General features: G+C 54.3%; 12 protein-coding genes. 10 read left to right on the top strand and 2 right to left on the bottom strand.

Going from position 1 to position 16,486, the window contains the following annotated elements:
- The first annotated feature begins 990 nt into the window (after positions 1–990).
- The 3 genes from KQI79_RS23225 (at position 991) to rbsK (ending at position 3,686) form a co-directional block, all read left to right on the top strand.
- On the top strand, positions 991–1,974 hold the full coding sequence (locus KQI79_RS23225) for a LacI family DNA-binding transcriptional regulator (protein ID WP_216540696.1): 984 nt from the start codon (positions 991–993) through the stop codon (positions 1,972–1,974).
- Between the two features lie 144 nt (positions 1,975–2,118).
- Positions 2,119–2,730, top strand: coding sequence for a KpsF/GutQ family sugar-phosphate isomerase (locus KQI79_RS23220; RefSeq protein ID WP_216540695.1), 612 nt, complete (start codon positions 2,119–2,121; stop codon positions 2,728–2,730).
- A 26-nt stretch (positions 2,731–2,756) separates the two neighbouring features.
- Entirely contained in the window at positions 2,757–3,686 is a 930-nt protein-coding gene (gene rbsK, locus KQI79_RS23215) for a ribokinase (RefSeq protein ID WP_216540694.1), read from the top strand.
- Between the two features lie 128 nt (positions 3,687–3,814).
- On the opposite strand, the gene KQI79_RS23210 is transcribed toward rbsK, so the two are convergent.
- Positions 3,815–4,288 carry a GlcG/HbpS family heme-binding protein gene (locus KQI79_RS23210; protein WP_216540693.1) on the bottom strand — a complete coding sequence of 158 codons (474 nt, stop codon included), beginning with the start codon at positions 4,286–4,288 and terminating at the stop codon, positions 3,815–3,817.
- Positions 4,289–4,621: 333 nt separating this feature from the next.
- On the opposite strand from KQI79_RS23210, the gene KQI79_RS23205 reads away from it, so the two are divergent.
- Positions 4,622–6,667 (top strand): glycoside hydrolase family 88 protein, encoded by a 2,046-nt coding sequence (locus KQI79_RS23205; RefSeq protein WP_216540692.1) that lies wholly within the window; start codon positions 4,622–4,624, stop codon positions 6,665–6,667.
- Positions 6,664–7,794 carry a glycoside hydrolase family 183 protein gene (locus tag KQI79_RS23200; protein WP_216540691.1) on the top strand — a complete coding sequence of 377 codons (1,131 nt, stop codon included), beginning with the start codon at positions 6,664–6,666 and terminating at the stop codon, positions 7,792–7,794. The genes KQI79_RS23205 and KQI79_RS23200 overlap by 4 nt, the downstream gene beginning before the upstream one ends.
- 388 nt (positions 7,795–8,182) lie before the next feature.
- Here KQI79_RS23200 and KQI79_RS23195 read toward each other — a convergent pair whose 3' ends face one another.
- A complete protein-coding gene (locus tag KQI79_RS23195) occupies positions 8,183–9,238 on the bottom strand; it encodes a LacI family DNA-binding transcriptional regulator (protein ID WP_216540690.1) in 1,056 nt (351 codons plus the stop codon).
- Positions 9,239–9,430: 192 nt separating this feature from the next.
- Here KQI79_RS23195 and KQI79_RS23190 point away from each other — a divergent pair, with 192 nt between their 5' ends.
- The 5 genes from KQI79_RS23190 to KQI79_RS23170 all read left to right on the top strand — a co-directional run bounded on the left by KQI79_RS23190 (position 9,431) and on the right by KQI79_RS23170 (position 16,485).
- Complete coding sequence (locus tag KQI79_RS23190) at positions 9,431–10,513, top strand: glycoside hydrolase family 172 protein (RefSeq protein ID WP_216540689.1); 1,083 nt, start codon at positions 9,431–9,433, stop codon at positions 10,511–10,513.
- Between the two features lie 131 nt (positions 10,514–10,644).
- A complete protein-coding gene (locus tag KQI79_RS23185; RefSeq protein WP_216540688.1) occupies positions 10,645–12,453 on the top strand; it encodes a cache domain-containing sensor histidine kinase in 1,809 nt (602 codons plus the stop codon).
- On the top strand, positions 12,431–14,092 hold the full coding sequence (locus tag KQI79_RS23180) for a response regulator (RefSeq protein ID WP_216540687.1): 1,662 nt from the start codon (positions 12,431–12,433) through the stop codon (positions 14,090–14,092). Before KQI79_RS23185 ends, KQI79_RS23180 begins: the two co-directional genes overlap by 23 nt.
- Before the next feature lie 45 nt (positions 14,093–14,137).
- Positions 14,138–15,478, top strand: coding sequence for an ABC transporter substrate-binding protein (locus KQI79_RS23175; protein ID WP_216540686.1), 1,341 nt, complete (start codon positions 14,138–14,140; stop codon positions 15,476–15,478).
- A 95-nt stretch (positions 15,479–15,573) separates the two neighbouring features.
- Positions 15,574–16,485 carry a carbohydrate ABC transporter permease gene (locus KQI79_RS23170; protein WP_230192236.1) on the top strand — a complete coding sequence of 304 codons (912 nt, stop codon included), beginning with the start codon at positions 15,574–15,576 and terminating at the stop codon, positions 16,483–16,485.
- Position 16,486 lies beyond the last annotated feature (1 nt).

Below are 16,486 nucleotides of genomic sequence, written 5' to 3'. Positions count from 1 at the left end.
GATTATTACAAAGGAGTTCATGGCTATGAATACAGGATAAATGATGTGAAAAAGTAGACTGGGGACAGGGGAAGAAGATCCCCATACCCCAGCTTACTTTGGTACGTATGAACGGAGATGCACGAACTTAAAGGACGCCGTCAGGCGTTTTTCTTACCGCTGATTCATTGCGGATAGTTTGGACGTGAGTCGATTCGATGCATGCGCCGCATATTGTGTACGATTTTTCGCATACATTAGCAGGATCAGGGCTCCAATCGCGAGTTTATGTATGAAATTTCGAACAAACTCGACTGAGCCTGCTTCATAGTTGGTTGATCTACCTGTGCTAGGTAGTGCCGGATTAACAAGTTTCCACTGCGACAAGCGACGAGGCGATTCCGCAAAATTGGATATTGCTTCCTCCCATGTTCTTTGTTATATTTTTGTGTAAACGATAACATACGTAAGATACTGCGCTTTATGCACCAGCGTTTTCGTAGCCGCCTTGCTCGCGTCCCGCGGTGCCGGGGAAATGTGGGGATGAAAAGTCCCTAACCCGCGTCGCATCTTGATAACAATGTACGGAAGAGAGGTTGATGTCCGATGAGCGGCAAGAACGTATAGAGCGACGGATGCGGAAGGCGGCGGCATGGGATGATTTACGATTACGACTGGGGCAACGGGGCAGCCGCCGAAGCATATCTTTGCATTAAAGACCGTTACGGTCAGATGCTGCGGCAGCGATACGGCCTGAAACTTTCATTCGAAGCACCATGATGTTACAAGCGGCATCTTCATTCTGTATGTGTAAACGATAACCTATAAGGAGGTGAGTCCGATGACAGCGTCGGGTTATCCGCCTTAAAGCGGTCCGGTATCATTCAGGAGACGTTAGATGAGAAAGCGACGTTCGTTGCTGTGAACTGGAATTCTGGCGGGGAAAAGTTTATAATTTTGGGATAAGATGAGACGACAGGACGACTTTTCACGTTGAGAGGATCGATGGTTTTGAAAAAGTTGACAGTAAAGGACATCGCGAAGCAATCCGGCGTGTCTACGGCGACGGTATCGCGTGTTTTAAACAATACAGGATATGTGAGCGAACAGGCGCGCGAGAACGTGCTCGAAACGATTCAAAAGCTGAACTATCAGCCTAACTTGATCGCCCGAAGCTTGAAGCAGAAGAAGACGCGGACGGTGGGCATTATTTTGCCGGATATGACGAACCCGTATTTTATGTCGATTGCGAGACAAATTCAGCGGAAATTGATGAGCGAGGGCTATCATTTGTTATTGATGGATTCGGAAGAGGATGCCGGCAAGGAGAGCGAATCGCTCGATTTTTTGATGGAAAAAAGAGTCGAAGCTTTAATTATAGCAGGTACGGGGAAAAACCGCGAGAAATTAAAGATGGTAGATTCGTTGGGGATTCATGTGATTTTGATCGATAGAAGGTTGGAAGGGTTAAAATTCGACGTCATCGCGGAGGATAACCGTTCCGTGTCGGCCGAGGCGGTTGCGTTGCTGCTGGAGAGAGGCCACCGCCGGATCGGCGTCATCAACGGACCCAAGTCCGTCGTTACGGCCAAAGAACGGTTTGCAGGCGTGAACGACGCGTTTGCCGCATCCGGGCTTACGCTTGACGAGCGCTACGTCTATAGCGGCGATTACACGAAACAATCGGGAGTGGCGGCGATTCGACATTTAATGAAGCTGTCTCCGGAGCCGACGGCGGTCTTTTCCGCGAATAACGAAATGACTTATGGGTTGTACTTGGGCCTTCATGAAATGGGCATTCCGACGGATCATGTGGAAGTCGTCTCTTTCGGCGACTTGGAGTTTTCCGCGTTGTTCCGGCATAAGCTGTCGGTCATTCGGCAGAACCCGTACGAGATCGGAGACGCGGCGGGAGAGCAAGTGCTGAAACGGTTGAAGCTCAAAAGAACCGATTATGAAAATCGGATGTTTTATCCGCAATTGATCCGGAAGTAGGAAGAGGTCTTTCTGCCGACGGATAAGTTTTTTGCTTCATGTGTAAACGTTAACCTATAAATTTAGTGTTAATAGAGTACTAGTTTTTCGGGATTTTATTTATTTATATGTAAACGTTAACTTATGTGAAAGGTGTGGAAATGCATGGCTAACGAAACGGTGAGAAATTTCGTCAAAGAGGCGCTCAGCAACGAAGCGGACGCTCTACTGAGCATCAGCCAACATATCGGAGAAGAATACGAAAAGGCCATCGACCTGATTGCCGCATGCCAAGGGAAAGTCGTCGTGACCGGGATCGGGAAATCGGGGCATATCGGCAAGAAAATCGCCGCTTCTTTATCCAGCACGGGGACGCCGTCCTTTTTTGTGCATTCGGCGGAGGCGGTGCATGGAGACAGCGGGATGATCGACAAGCGGGATGTCGTGATCCTGCTGTCGAATAGCGGGGAGACGCAAGAAGTGTTGAATCTGCTGCCGATTGTCGAAAAAATCGGGGCGGCGCGGATTGCGATTACGAAGAACGCCGACTCCACGCTTGGCCGGCGAAGCGATGTCGCCTTAACGTATCATTACCGGCAAGAAGCCGACCATCTCGGCCTGGCTCCCACGACCAGCGCTTTGCTGCAGCTTGCGATCGGGGACGCATTGGCTGTCGTGCTGTGCCGGATGAAGGGCTTTTCCAAAGAAGACTTCTACTTGTACCACCCGGGAGGAAGCTTGGGGCAACAGTTGTCGAAAGAAACGAAACAGGCGTAATGCACGCCGTAACTGGGGGAGACGATATGGGGATTTTCGTGTTAGGCAGCTTTATGATGGATTTGGTCGTTCGCGCCATTCGGGCGCCGGAGGCCGGGGAAACCGTAATCGGCGAAAGCTTCGGCCGGTTCCCGGGCGGGAAGGGAGCGAATCAAGCCGTTGCGGCGGCCCGTCTGGGCGGGAAGGTGATGATGGCGGGCAAGCTAGGGAGAGACATGTTCGGCCAAGAGATGCTGTCCGCCGTACAAAGAGAACATGTCGATACGCGACATATTATAAGCATGGACGATGTGCCTACCGGCATCGGTTCCGTCGTGCTGGATCGTTCCGGCCAAAATCGGATTATTGTCGTGCCGGGCGCGAATATGAGTTATACGCTCGATGAAGTGAATCGGCTTGAGTCGGATATTCGGCAGGCGGATCTATTGATCATGCAGCTCGAGATGGAGCTGTCCGTCGTCGAGAGAGCGGCCGAACTGGCGGCGTCCCACGGCGTTCCTGTGATGCTCAATCCGGCTCCCGCGCGGCAATTAAGCGATGCATTGCTGCGGAACGTCAGCTATTTGACGCCGAACGAGTCGGAACTGGAATTGCTCAGCGGCATGCCCGTCCGCAATATGAACGATGCGGAACTCGCCGGCCGCAGTTTGCTAGCCAGGGGAGTTCAATGCGTCATCGTGACGTTGGCGGACAAAGGCGCGTTGATCTGCCATCGAGGCGGATGCCAACATGTGGAAGGATATGCCGTCGAGCCCGTCGATACGGTAGCGGCCGGCGATTCGTTCAATGGCGCGCTGGCGGTGCAGCTCGTGCAAGGGGTTCCGCTGGCCGAAGCGGTTCGGTTCGCTAACGCCGTCGGAGCGTTAACCGTGACGAAGGAAGGGGCCATCCCTTCCTTGCCGACGCTCGGCGAAGTGGAGCGGTTTATGAATGTGAAGGCGGTGGAGCAGCCGTAACGGATGGCGAAGGCTTCCCTTATCCTGATGGGAATGATGCCCAAGGATAAGGGGAAGCCTCTTCTTTGCGATCGGCAACGGCGATCGCGAGCACATGCAGCCGGCCTCGACTACAGCCCGCGCATGTTTTAACTGGGAAGCTGCACCGAACCGAACGGAGCGCCGTACCGCGCAGCCCCCGGTTTTCCGCCGCCCATCGCCGCGAAAGCTTGCACCGCCGCATTGGCAATCTCGATATCCTGGGCGCTCGTTCCGCCGCTTACGCCAATACCGCCCACAATACGCCCGTTGACCGTTAACGGGATGCCTCCTCCCAAGATCGTAACTCTACCGAAGTTGGTCGTATTGATGCCGAACGTAGGACCGCCCGGCTGCGCCGATTGCGCCAAATTGGCGGTCGGCATCTGCATGCTCACGCTCGTCCACGCTTTGTTCTTCGAAATTTCAATCCCGGCGATTCGCGCATTGTCCATACGAAGAAAAGCGACCAAATTTCCCCCGTCGTCGACAATGGCGATATTGCTGGACAGTCCCATCTGACGGGACTTTTGTTCGGCAGCAACCAACAATCGCTTGGCCGTTTCCAAAGTAAGCTTACTCAACGATCTCACTCCTTCCTCATACTGCTAAAGAATATGATGAAAACGCGGAAAGGGTGAATGCGGAGGGAAGGATGGCGAGTACGCATTTTTCTTGGGTCAAAACCTTCCGCATTTGTGACCGCCATTTGCGCCATCTAAGGCAGCGAATGCGTTCTCTTTATAAGAGAAATTGGATATTGCTTACTTTGGCGTTCTCTGCTATATTTTTTTGTAAACCACAACTTTACCGGTAAAGTTGTGAAGATGAGGCGTTTCAGTACGAACCATGAAGCAACAACGCGATTCATTCGCGATACCTTCGTTAGCCAAAATAGAACAGGAGGGCGATGCCCGATGAGCCAAAAAAAGATTTGGAACGACGCCGCGGACCCATTTGTTAAAAGTGTGACGTATGATTGGTTGGGCCCTTATGAGCCAACGTTGGAGAGACAGGAGCTAGACGGCCGATTGACGCATGTTACGCTGTCGTTCTCGTTGGAGGAGCAGGTGCCGCAGGACGACTGGCAGTTGCAAATCATGCCGGCTTTTGCGCCGAAGTTTCACTGGGCTCCGCATCTTACGCCGACGGACAATCATATAATCGATCAACATTGTTTCCGTTCCCCGGCGCTTATCGTTCACGACGAACGGCAATGGTTGGCGGTGATCCCGGATCTGGATCTGCTGGCAGCCGGCACGCCGGTCAGGTGGTATATGGATATGGACGCAGGCCGGAATGTCTTGACGCTTGGCATGAGCAATTATAAGGTAACGGAACATGTGCTGTTTGAAAAGGCTGAGGGAGCGGTATACCCGCCCGGGGACGTTCGCATCGGATTTTATATCATGAAATGCGATCTCGATTCCATTGCGAATCCGTGGCGTCCGGTGCTTGCGTTTTTGTGGGACCGCTGGGGAGGGAAACTGTTCCGGCAAGGGGCTCCCAAGGTCGCGCCGCTGGAACGGTATGTGGAGCATACCTATCGCTGGGCTTTCGAAAACTGGGCGGACAGCGTCTGGCAAGAGTTCGAACTGGACGGCGTCAAGGTAGGGGCGCCCGCGTTTATCGTGGACGTATCCCAGAGCCCGAATTATCCCGGCATTCCGAGCGAGCGGGAAGCGCGGTCGATCTGGAACCAGGCGTGGTTCAGCTCGTTAAGATCGGCGCAAGGGTTGTACAGATACGGAACAAGCAAAGGCAATGAAGAACTCGTGCGGCGCGCGCTCATGACGAAAGAGCTGGCACTGGCGGCGCCGCTGTCCAACGGCGTATTCCCCGCCGTGATCGGGACGGAAATGGAAACGCTTCAGATCGACGGACAGACCGTCAATCGCTCCAAAGGCTGGGGCACTTCCTTCTGGGGCAATTCCAATCGCAACCCGATTCATCCTTGGGGTTCGCTCCGGGATGCGCCTTATCATGTGCTGGATATGAGCTGGACCGCGCTGTTAATGCTGCGGTGGTACGAAGAATTGGAACGGGACGAACGGTTGCTTGCCTATGCGGAGGCGTATGCGGAGAGGTTGCTCGCTTTGCAGGACGAAAAAGGTTATTTCCCCGCATGGCTGAACAAGTCGACGCTCGAGCCGTACGAGATCCTGAAAGACTCGCCGGAGACATCGTTGTCCGTCACCTTTTTACTAAAATTGTATGAAATGAAAAAGGACGATAAATATTTGACGGCGGCCTTGAAGGCGATGGATATCGTGATGGCCGAGGTCGTTCCGGACGGGCGGTGGGAGGACTTTGAAACCTACTGGTCTTGCTGTCCTTACGGAAACGGTCGGGTAGGTTCCAAAGTGCCGCGCAATAATATGTACAAACAATGCAATTTTTCGATCTACTGGACGGCGGAGGCCTTGCTGCAATGCTATCTTGCGACCGGCCGGCAGCGATATGTGTCGGTTGGAGAGCGATGTATGGACGAACTGCTAATGACGCAGGCGTCTTGGCAACCGCCTTATATTTATGTGGAAGCGCTGGGCGGATTCGGGGTCATGAATTGCGACGGGGAATGGAACGATTCGCGGCAAAGCCTCTTCGCCGAATTGATCGTCCGGTACGGGATCGAGCTGGACAGAACCGAATACATCGAGCGGGGAATCGCCGCCTTGCGCGCCTCTTTCGTCATGATGTATTGTCCGGAGAACGAGAAGACCAAAATCCAATGGGAGAAGGCGCATCCGTTCTTTACCGAACGCGATTACGGATTTATGATGGAAAACTATGGTCACGAAGGTGCGACGAATCCGGAAGGGCGCGGTATGGGGCGATTCACCATCTACGATTGGGGAAACGGAGCCGCCGCCGAGGCGTATCTTCGCATGCGGGAACGGTACGGCGACATGTTGAGGGAGCGTTACGGGCAATCGCTTTCGCGCGGGGAGGAGCGACGATGATACGCCAACTTGCGCTCGTCGCGCTCGTTCTCGGCTTGGCCACAGCCTGCGCGCCGCCTGCAACCGGCCCGTTGCCCGGCGAAGGAAGCGTGGCAAGCGATGCGCCGTTTATTCTGAAAGGAATAAGCGGTTTGACGAAGGTGTCGCAGTTGACAGGGGAGGAATCTCCGAACGATACGACCCGCTACGATGTGTACGGCACCGATTTGGGATCGATGATCAATTTCCAAGGCAAAACTTATTTCGTCTTCGGCGATACGTTCGGTTACCGTCCGCCAGGCCATACCGGCGCGGGCGGCTCCGATTGGCGCTCCAACGTCATCGCCGTCAGTTCCGACAACGATCCGTCCGACGGCATGACGATCGACCGCATGATCGCCGATTACGGGGATCACGCGAAAGAAGTCATCCCTTCGTTGAAAGCCGACCATCGGGAAATGACGACGATACCGACTCACGGCATTGCCGCGGGCGATCATTTGTACTTATATTTCATGTCCGTGAAACATTGGGGCGATCCCGGACAATGGGAAGCCAACTATGCGGGGGTGTCGAAGTCGACCGACGGAGGCGAGAACTGGGAGGTGCTTGAAGGCCTCCAATGGCCGGGCGACAGCAATTTCGTTCAAGTAAGCCCGTATGCGGTCCAATTGGACGGCGGCCGGACGGATATTTATTTCTGGGGCATTCCGGCCGGGCGGTTCGGCGATGTGAAGCTGATGAAAGTGGATGAGAAAGAGATTGAAGACCTGAACGCATATCGGTACTACGCCGGGACGGACGACAAGGGGAAGCCGGTATGGTCCGAGTCGATGGACGATGCGGCGTTCGTCGTGGAAGACGATGATAGCGTGGGGGAACTGTCCGTCGTCTGGAATCCTTATCTGGAGCGGTGGATTATGACCTATCTGAAGGAAGGGACGGGCATCGTCATCCGGGAAGGAATCGAGCCTTGGGGGCCGTGGAGTCCGGAGATGACGCTGGCGGATAAAGACGAGTATCCCGGGTTATACGCTCCTTTCATGAATCCGAAGTTTACGGAGGACGGCGGGAGAACGATCTATTTTACCTTATCGCTGTGGGAACCTTACAACGTGTTCTGGATGAAGGCGACGCTGGAAAAATAACAAGGGAGCGTCCGCGGACGCTCCCGGCACCTGATCAGAAGGCGAGGATTCATGTTGTACGATTTACAACATAAAACTCTGTCGCTAATTGACAATTATGCCATTGTTGTAAAATTTACAACATATTGGGGTCAAACGGGGGATTCTGCCCTTACATCTCCCGATTTTGTTGTACAATGTACAACATTGCGCTCCATTCTGTCCTTCAAACTCTCAAAATGTTGTACTCCGTACAACTTGTGTGCGATCGTTCTCTCAAACAGTCCATTTGGAACAGTTATGAGGTCCGATCGGAGCAGGGGAATCCGGCCGCGGTTGGAGGGGTCCCCATCGAAGCGGGACAATTCGGCCGCGGTTGGCTGGACCCCAATGCGGGCGGCCCCTCGATTCAACCCGGCGGAGCTCCGGTCGAAGCCCTGATCGCCAGCGCCGGCTCCAGTTTAATTTGCGCTATTTCGGATTTCGGGACATTTCCTTCGATCTTGTCGATCAATAGTTGGCAGGCTTTGCGCCCGATTTCTTCAATCGGGGTTTCCACCGTAGTGAGCGGCGGGTCCAAAATTTGTCCCAAATAAACGCCTTCGTAACCTGCCACCGAAACGTCTCCGGGAATGCTCAATCCAAGTTGCTTCAAGATCATATAAACGGAGGAAGCGAGCACATCGTTGCAAACAAACAGGGCGGTCGGCCTGTCCTTGCTCCGCATCGCGTCCACAAATTCGCGGTTCGCGTCGACATAGTTCGTTAGGTCGATCTTGCCGGTGCGGAGATCCATGGCGAACGGAATCGATCGGACCGTTTCGGCGGCAATGCCGTACTCTTCGAGCGCGGCTATAAAGCCTTTCTTGCGGTTAACCACTTCGCTGGAACGTTCCAGATATTCGTCATAGACGAAGGCGATCTCCCGGTGCCCGAGCTCAAGCAAATGCTGCGTCATCCGGTATCCGCCGGAAACGTCGTTGCATACGACGTAATCGCTGTCGAGCTCTTCGAAATATTTGGTATAGAGTACGAAAGGAACGCCGTTTTTTTTCAACGTTTTGTACGGGTGGACGGAAAGGCAATGGAATGCCAAGAAACCGTCGACCATCATGTTTTGGTATTTCCGAATATAGGACGATTCAAGATTCGTATCGCACTCGGAAGGGGCTACCGACAGGGTGTAGCCTTTCTCAATGGCGTACGGTATGGCGCCACGGACAATTCTGTTCTGATAATCGTCGTGCAGCGAGCCGCCGATTAACAAGGCAATCGTATACGATTTGCCGTTGACGAGCCCTTGGGCGAACCGGTTCGGCGTATATCCTAGACGGCGGGCAACCTCTTTCACGCGTTCGATCGTTTCCTGGCTAACGGAAACGTCGTCCCGCATTGCGAGCGACACGGCCATTTTCGAAATACCGACTTCCTTGGCGATATCGTCCAGCGTCACACGCTTCTTCATCAATGTATCCCTCGCTATTTACTTTATCGATAAAACTATATAGAAAAAATGAAAAAAAGTAAATCTGAGTACGAAAAAAATATAATTGCGCCTCAAGAATGAGTCACGTATAATAACTTTACCGGTAAAGTAATAGATAAAAATGTAAACGCACTCATTATGTTATTAAAACCTGTGAGAAGGAGGCATACCATGAACACATTCAATGGACTGGACATGGGATTAGGGAATTTGACGCGTCTGTCGAACGCCAAGACGAGATCGATCAGCGCGGAAAATTTCACCGGGGAAAAAGGAAAGGCCGGCATGGCCACGGAAGGAACGGGGGCGCAATGCGCCCGGGATCTCGGACAAGGGTGGAAGATCTCCCCTTCCGTCGAGATCAAGGCGGGAACCGAGTTTGTGCTGGCGGACATTGTCGGGCCGGGTGCGATTCAGCACCTATGGCTTACCTGTTTCCCCAACAGTTGGCGCCATATGATTCTGCGCATGTATTGGGACGGGGAAGAGACGCCTTCGGTGGAAGTGCCGATCGGCGATTTCTTCTGCAACGGCTGGTGCGAGCGAAGCAATGTGAACTCGTTGCCGATTGCCGTCAATCCGGCCGGGGGAATGAACAGCTATTGGGTCATGCCGTTTCGCCGCAGCGCCAAATTGACGGTGGAGAACCGGATGACGGACCATGTCGTGCTGTATTACCAGATCGATTACACGCTCACCGAAGTTCCCGCCGATGCGGCTTACTTCCATGCGCAGTGGCGCCGCAGCAATCCCGTCAAGTATAAGGACGTGCATACGATTCTGGACGGTGTCAAAGGCAAAGGCCATTATGTAGGCACCTATATCGGCTGGCAAGTCAACAATACCGGATGGTGGGGCGAAGGGGAGATCAAATTTTACATGGACGGCGACAAGGAATTCCCGACGATCTGCGGAACCGGTACGGAAGATTATTTCGGCGGAGCGTGGAATTTCGAACAACCGGCGGGGGAATACGGTCTGTACTCCACTTCCTTCCTCGGTCTGCACCAGGCGATCAAACCGGACGGACTGTACCGCAGCCAACAGCGGTTCGGCATGTACCGGTGGCATATTATGGATCCGATCCGTTTCGAGGAAGAGTTGAAAGTAACGATTCAAGCGCTCGGATGGAGAAGCGGAGGCCGCTATTTGCCGCTGCAAGACGATATCGCGTCGACCGCTTTCTGGTATCAAGCGGAGCCGCATGCGGCCTTCATGCCGCTGCCGGGCAACGACGGGCTTGAAGTGATATAAGATCATACATTGCGGGGGCTTCGCTCATCGCCTGGCGGGATTGTACCTCGGGGCGACGGAAGCCCTCGCTTCCTCATTTCCGCCCAATGGACGGTAAGTGCCATGCACACAAGGAAGGGAGGAATCCGATTATGTTCCATTCGTTGCGGGCCCGCCTCATTATAATGTTTTCCGTGCTCCTCATGATTCCGCTCGTCGCGATCATCGGAATCGTGATCAACGTCTCGACCGACGTCATCGGCAAATTGATTCGCGTCTCCACTTCGCAAACAATGAATCAATATGCGGAATACGTCAATTCCTTGACCGGCCGCGCAGAGGAAGTCGCCGAACAGGTATTGGCCAGCGAAACGGCACAGGATTGGATTGTCTTGCAACAAGAGCGCAAGCGCGCTTCGCAGACGGAGTTCGCGAGCAATATGAAGATGCAGCAGTATTTATCCGCGATTTCCAGCAACCATTCGCAAATCGAATCGGTGGCCGTTTTTTTCGAGGATTGGTACGGCATCTGGTCATTTAACGACGAGTATACGCAGAAGGACTGGTACGTTGCCTATCAACAAGATCGCGTTCGGTGGACGCCTTCCCACTATGACAGAGATCAACCGTCGATTTCCATGAGAACGCTTCCAATCAATAGTTACATTCATCCGCTGACCCAATTGGATACGTTGACGAATGTCGGCCTGATCAAAGTAAATATCGCGACGGAGCAAATACAGAGGCCGCTCGACCAGATTCGCCTAGGCGATACGGGGCGCGTGTATTTGCTGCAGTCGGACGGGAAGCCGGTGCTGGGCCAAGACTTGGCGCAACATTTGCCTGTTCTGCAAAGCGGATTGGGCGAAATCGAGACGGCGCATATGGCGAAGGGCGGGGATACCGTCCGCATCGTCGACGGGAAGGGCGAGCCCTATTTATTGTTTTACCGCAAATTGGACGCCGCGGGCTGGATCTTGGCCGGCGTCGTCTCGGAGGGGGAACTGTTCGGCAGAATCGCGGGTATCCGAAGACTGGCGCTTCTCTGCGGCGGGGTATCGTTCCTGGCGGCCGTTCTGGCCGCCTACTGGCTGTCGGCGGGGATTGCCAAGCCCCTGTCCAGATTGGCGTCCTCCATGCGCTGGGTGGAGAAGGGCGATTTGGCGAAAGCCGAGAACCGCATGCCCGGCGTGACCTCGCGCTACCGCGAAGTCGATTTCGTCATCTCGATGTTCGGTCGCATGCTCGCGCGCTTGAGGGAGTATATCGAGCTCGAAGTTGAGCTTACGATCCGTAGAAGGGATGCGGAGTATAAAGCGCTTCTCCTGCAGATGAATCCCCATTTTCTCTATAACACTTTGGAAGCGATCGGCTCGCTCGCCGTTCAGGGACGCGATCGCGACGTGTTGAAGGTGACGGAATCGCTCGGCTTGATGCTGCGGTATTCGCTCAAGCTGGACAGCGAGTTCGTGCCGTTGCAAGAAGAATTGAAGTACGTCCGGTACTATGCAGCCATTTTGACGCAGGTATACGGGGAACGCATTCATATGTCGGTCCGGGACGAAACGGGAGCAGCGCAGGCGCGGGTGTTGAAGTTTATTTTGCAGCCGCTTGTGGAGAACGCAGTCAAGTACAGCATGGATTATACGGAAAAGGTGGAGATCGCGCTGACGGTGCGTCCGGAAGACGGAGGCCTGTCGATCGCGGTAAGCGATAACGGGCCCGGGATGAGCCGGGAGCTTGCGCTGCAACTGATGAATATGCCGGCCGCCGATCGCGGCCAAGATATTCTGAATAGCGAAGGGAGAAAGATCGGGCTGCGCAACGTCATCGCGCGTTGCAGATTGTGCTACGGCGACGGGTTTCGCTTGCAGATCGAGTCGGAACCGGGAGCGGGGACGACGATTCGGTTGAAATTGCCTCAAGGAGGGGATTGCGATGTATCGGGTTATGATTGTTGACGATGCCGATGAAATACGGAACGGGCTTAAGCTGAAGGCGAATTGGCGGCAGTACGGGTTCGACGTATGCGCCGAGGCGCGAAACGGGAGAGAAGCGCTGGACATCTTGGCGGAGCAACCTGTGGAGCTGTTGATTACGGACATCCGAATGCCGGTGATGAACGGGCTCGACCTGCTTGCCGCGTGCAGCGCGTCCCACCGGGCAACGAAGCTGGTCGTGCTGTCCGGTTACGACGATTTCCAGTATGTGAAGCGCGCCATGCAATGCGGGGCTGCCGATTATTTATTGAAACCGGTGATCGGCGAGGAACTGGAGAAAGTGATCGTCAAGGTGAAGGAGGCGTTGGATGAGGAGAAGAGGCAACAAAGGGCGGATGCCGGGCTGCACTTGCAATTGTCGAAAAGTATGAGGTTGATCCGGGAGCAGTTCATTCTGCAATTGGCGAAAGAAGGCGCGCCTTCGATCCGCGAAGTCATGGAAAGGGCCGAGCATCTGAGTCTCCGGCATTGGATCGGCGAAGACATGTGCGCCTTCATCGTAACGGTCGAGATGCGAATTCCGGAGAGAGTGAGAGCATCCGCGTTTCGGCCGGATTTGATGCGGACCGCTTATCAGATGGTATGCCGGGAAATCGCGGAGCAATATAAGCAGGAGGCGATCGCTTTCTACGATATGAACTTTCCTTCCATGATGCATTTCCTGCTGCGGCCGGCGCCGGCCGGGACGTCCCCCGCCTCGGATCCGAACCGCTTCGCCGCTGCGGTGCAGAGGGAGGCGAACCGCTACCTGCAAATCGATACCGCAACGGGAATCGGCCGGCGGATTTCGAGCCCTGCGGACATGAAGGACGGCTATGCCTCGGCCCTCTTGGCATGGAGCCGCAACCGGCCGGACGGCGGCAAGTCCGTCGCTTCCTCCGTTCCAGCGGAAGAGGAGGGAGCCGTACCCGATCAATTGGAACGCAAACTGGGCTTGGCGCTGGAAAGAGGGGAAGCCCGGTTGCTGCCCGGCCTTATCGCCGAATGGCTGTCGCCGAGCTTGCGGCAATCGATGCATTCGTTTTATTACGCCGTCGTGAAGATGATTTTCGTCTTCGATGCAGCGGCCAGGAAATTCCAACTGGAGCATGAGCCGTTTCAAGAGTTGCTGTGGGAAATCAGTCCGGCTATGCGATCGTTCGACGCTTGCGACGAGGCGGCGGAACGGCTGCTCCGCTTCGGGCAAACGATCGCGGAGGCCGTTCGCCGGCAAAAAGCGTCCAACGGCGAAGAGATCGTGGCCATGGTCCGCCGCGAGATCGAGGAGAATTACGGGTGCGAGTTGAGCCTGACGGCGCTGGCCGACAAATATTATATCAATGCCGCCTATCTGTCGGATTTGTTCCATAGGCAAACGGGGATAACCTACAGCCAGTACTTGTTCGACATCCGCATGAAGCATGCCGGGCGGCTGTTGCGGAACGGCGATTTGCGTATTCACGATATCGCGTCGCTAGTAGGATTTACCAACACCGGTTACTTTTGCACCGCCTTCAAGAAGCAATTCGGCGTGAGTCCCGCGGAATACCGAAAAAACCAAAAAAATGAAAACATAATTGCCAAAGACAGCAAATATCCGCTCCGGCGCAGGATGATATGATGTGTTTACCTGATACAAATACGGTTTGAAGGGAAGGGGACGCATATGAAGAAAACCGCAAATATCTTCAGTCTGGCGATGGCCGCCGTACTAATTCTGGGCTTGCTCGCCGGCTGTTCCGGCAGTCCGGGCCAAGGTGCGGGCACGAAGGAGAACGGCGCAGAAGAGGCGAACGGGACGAAAGGATCTTCAAACGATAAAGTCACGATTACCTATTGGCGTCACGACAACGAGTCCGAGGTCAAGGCGCTTAAGCAATTGATCGCCTCTTTTCAACAAGAGAATCCGAATATTACGGTCAAGATGGAGATTATTCCTTACAGCGACTATGAAACGAAAATCCGCACCGCGCTCGCCGGCGGAGGCGCGCCCGACATTATGGGCATCGACGGCCCGTTTATCGCCTCGTACGCTCATCAGGAAGCGATCGTTCCGCTGGACGAATATTTTGCGGAGGATGGCGATTTCGACGATATCTCCAAGCCGGTCCAGCAAAGCTTGACGTATAACGGCAAGGTATGGGCCGCTCCGTTAAACGACGCCAGCGTGGCGATGTTCTATAACAAGAAATTGTTCGAAGAACAGGGCATTCCGCTGCCTTCGCAAAACCCGGACGAAGCGTGGACATGGGAGCAAGTATTGGATGCCGCCAAGAAAATCAATAATCCCGCCAAGGGCGTTTACGGTTGGGACCCGGCATGGGGGCTGGGACCGGGAGAGGGCTCGGCTTTCGTCAAGATGACGTATCTGTGGCAGGCGGGCGCCGATATTCTCAGCGAAGACGGGAAGACGGCCCAAGGGCACTTGAATGCCCCGGAGGCCAAGCGGGCGCTGGAATTTTTCAACGGATTGTATAACGACTCGAAAGTGGCCGCCAAGGAGCTTCCCCCCGACGCGTTCGAATCCGGCAAAATGGGCATCATGATGAACGGCCCTTGGCATCTGCCGTATCTCGAAAGCCATTTCCCGAATTTCAAGGATTGGGCCGTGGCGCCGCTCTGGAAAGACAAGGAGCAAGTGACGCCGATGGGCAGCTGGAATATGGCGATCACGAAGCAATCGAAGCATCCGAAGGAAGCGTGGAAGTTTGTCAATTGGGTTACGGGCAAGGAAGGAGCCAAGGTATGGTACAAGGAGACGAAGAATCTTCCCGCCCGCCTGTCGGTAGCGGATGCGTTCCCGGAGCTGCAGGAATATCCGCTTAACATTTGGGTGAAGCAGTCGTCAACGTACGCCAGACCGCGCCCGGTATCGCCGGCGTATCCGGCGATCAGCAAAGCGATCACCGAAATGTTCGACGCGATCGTTCTGGGCAACCGCAATGTCGACGATGCGCTGACCACGGCAGTGGATAAAATCGATAAAGCGATTGCCAACGTGAAGTAGAGAGAAGTTTGAGTTCGTAAGGGGAGGGCTTAGCCGAATGCGAAGTTCGAATGCCAAGCGTTCCCCTGTCGAACGTTCGAGAGAGGAGGTTTGCCGTGCGTACGACGAGAAGAGCAGGATCGCCGCGCATGTTTTCTTATCAACGGCAGGAGGAATGGTCCGCTTATCTGTTTATTATCCCCGCTGTCGCCAGTCTAGCCGTTTTTACGTTTTACCCGATGATATCCGCGCTGATCGTCAGCTTTCAGGACTTTAACCTGATCAGTCCGAATTCCTATTTTATCGGGCTGGATAATTATATCGAACTGTTCAAAGACCGCCAGTTTCTGGACAGCCTCGTTCACTCGTTCCATTTCGCGATCGTCGTCATTCCGGTACAGACCGCGATTGCGCTCGGCCTTGCGCTGCTGGTGCAGAAGACGGCGTGGTACAGCGGTTTGTTCCGCACGATGTATTTTTTGCCGGTCATTATCGCGGTCGGCGTCGCCTCCACCGTGTTTCGACTATTGTACAATCAAGATTTCGGATTGTTGAACGGGGTCCTGAAATGGCTCGGGCTTCCGACAGTTAGCTTCCTGTCCGATCCGAGCGTCGCGATGTATGGTGTCATGATTCTGGGGATGTGGAAGGCGGCGGGATTTTTCATGATCATCTTCTTGGCCGGACTCGCCAATATTCCGAAGGATGTCTACGAAGCGGCTCAGGTGGACGGGGCGACGAAGGCGGCGATTTTCCTCAGAATTACGTTGCCGCTGCTGCGCAAGACGACGGCTTTCGTCGTCATCATTACGACGATCGACGCGATCAAAATATCGGGGCCGATCTTCATTTTGACGAACGGGGGACCGGCGGGTTCCACCACGACGGCCACCTATTTTATCGTCAATCAGGCGTTCGACCAGTTGCGAATGGGGTACGCCACGGCGGCTGCGATGATTCTGTTCCTGATTGTGTTATGCATCTCGATCTTTCAGATGAAGTTTTTCAAATCGGACGACGAATCGTAGG

It is taken from the genome of Paenibacillus sp. MSJ-34, from assembly GCF_018918005.1.
GTDB lineage: Bacteria > Bacillota > Bacilli > Paenibacillales > Paenibacillaceae > MSJ-34.
The sequence above is the reverse complement of the archived record's forward strand: the minus strand, read 5'-3'. Positions and strand labels throughout refer to the sequence as shown.

Excerpts from the sequence above, each read along its gene's own strand:
- KQI79_RS23220 (WP_216540695.1), top strand. The coding sequence starts at position 2,119 with ATGGCTAACGAAACGGTGAGAAATTTCGTCAAAGAGGCGCTCAGCAAC.
- rbsK (WP_216540694.1), top strand. The coding sequence starts at position 2,757 with ATGGGGATTTTCGTGTTAGGCAGCTTTATGATGGATTTGGTCGTTCGC.
- KQI79_RS23205 (WP_216540692.1), top strand. The coding sequence starts at position 4,622 with ATGAGCCAAAAAAAGATTTGGAACGACGCCGCGGACCCATTTGTTAAA.
- KQI79_RS23200 (WP_216540691.1), top strand. The coding sequence starts at position 6,664 with ATGATACGCCAACTTGCGCTCGTCGCGCTCGTTCTCGGCTTGGCCACA.
- KQI79_RS23195 (WP_216540690.1), bottom strand. The coding sequence starts at position 9,238 with ATGAAGAAGCGTGTGACGCTGGACGATATCGCCAAGGAAGTCGGTATT.
- KQI79_RS23190 (WP_216540689.1), top strand. The coding sequence starts at position 9,431 with ATGAACACATTCAATGGACTGGACATGGGATTAGGGAATTTGACGCGT.
- KQI79_RS23185 (WP_216540688.1), top strand. The coding sequence starts at position 10,645 with ATGTTCCATTCGTTGCGGGCCCGCCTCATTATAATGTTTTCCGTGCTC.
- KQI79_RS23180 (WP_216540687.1), top strand. The coding sequence starts at position 12,431 with ATGTATCGGGTTATGATTGTTGACGATGCCGATGAAATACGGAACGGG.
- KQI79_RS23175 (WP_216540686.1), top strand. The coding sequence starts at position 14,138 with ATGAAGAAAACCGCAAATATCTTCAGTCTGGCGATGGCCGCCGTACTA.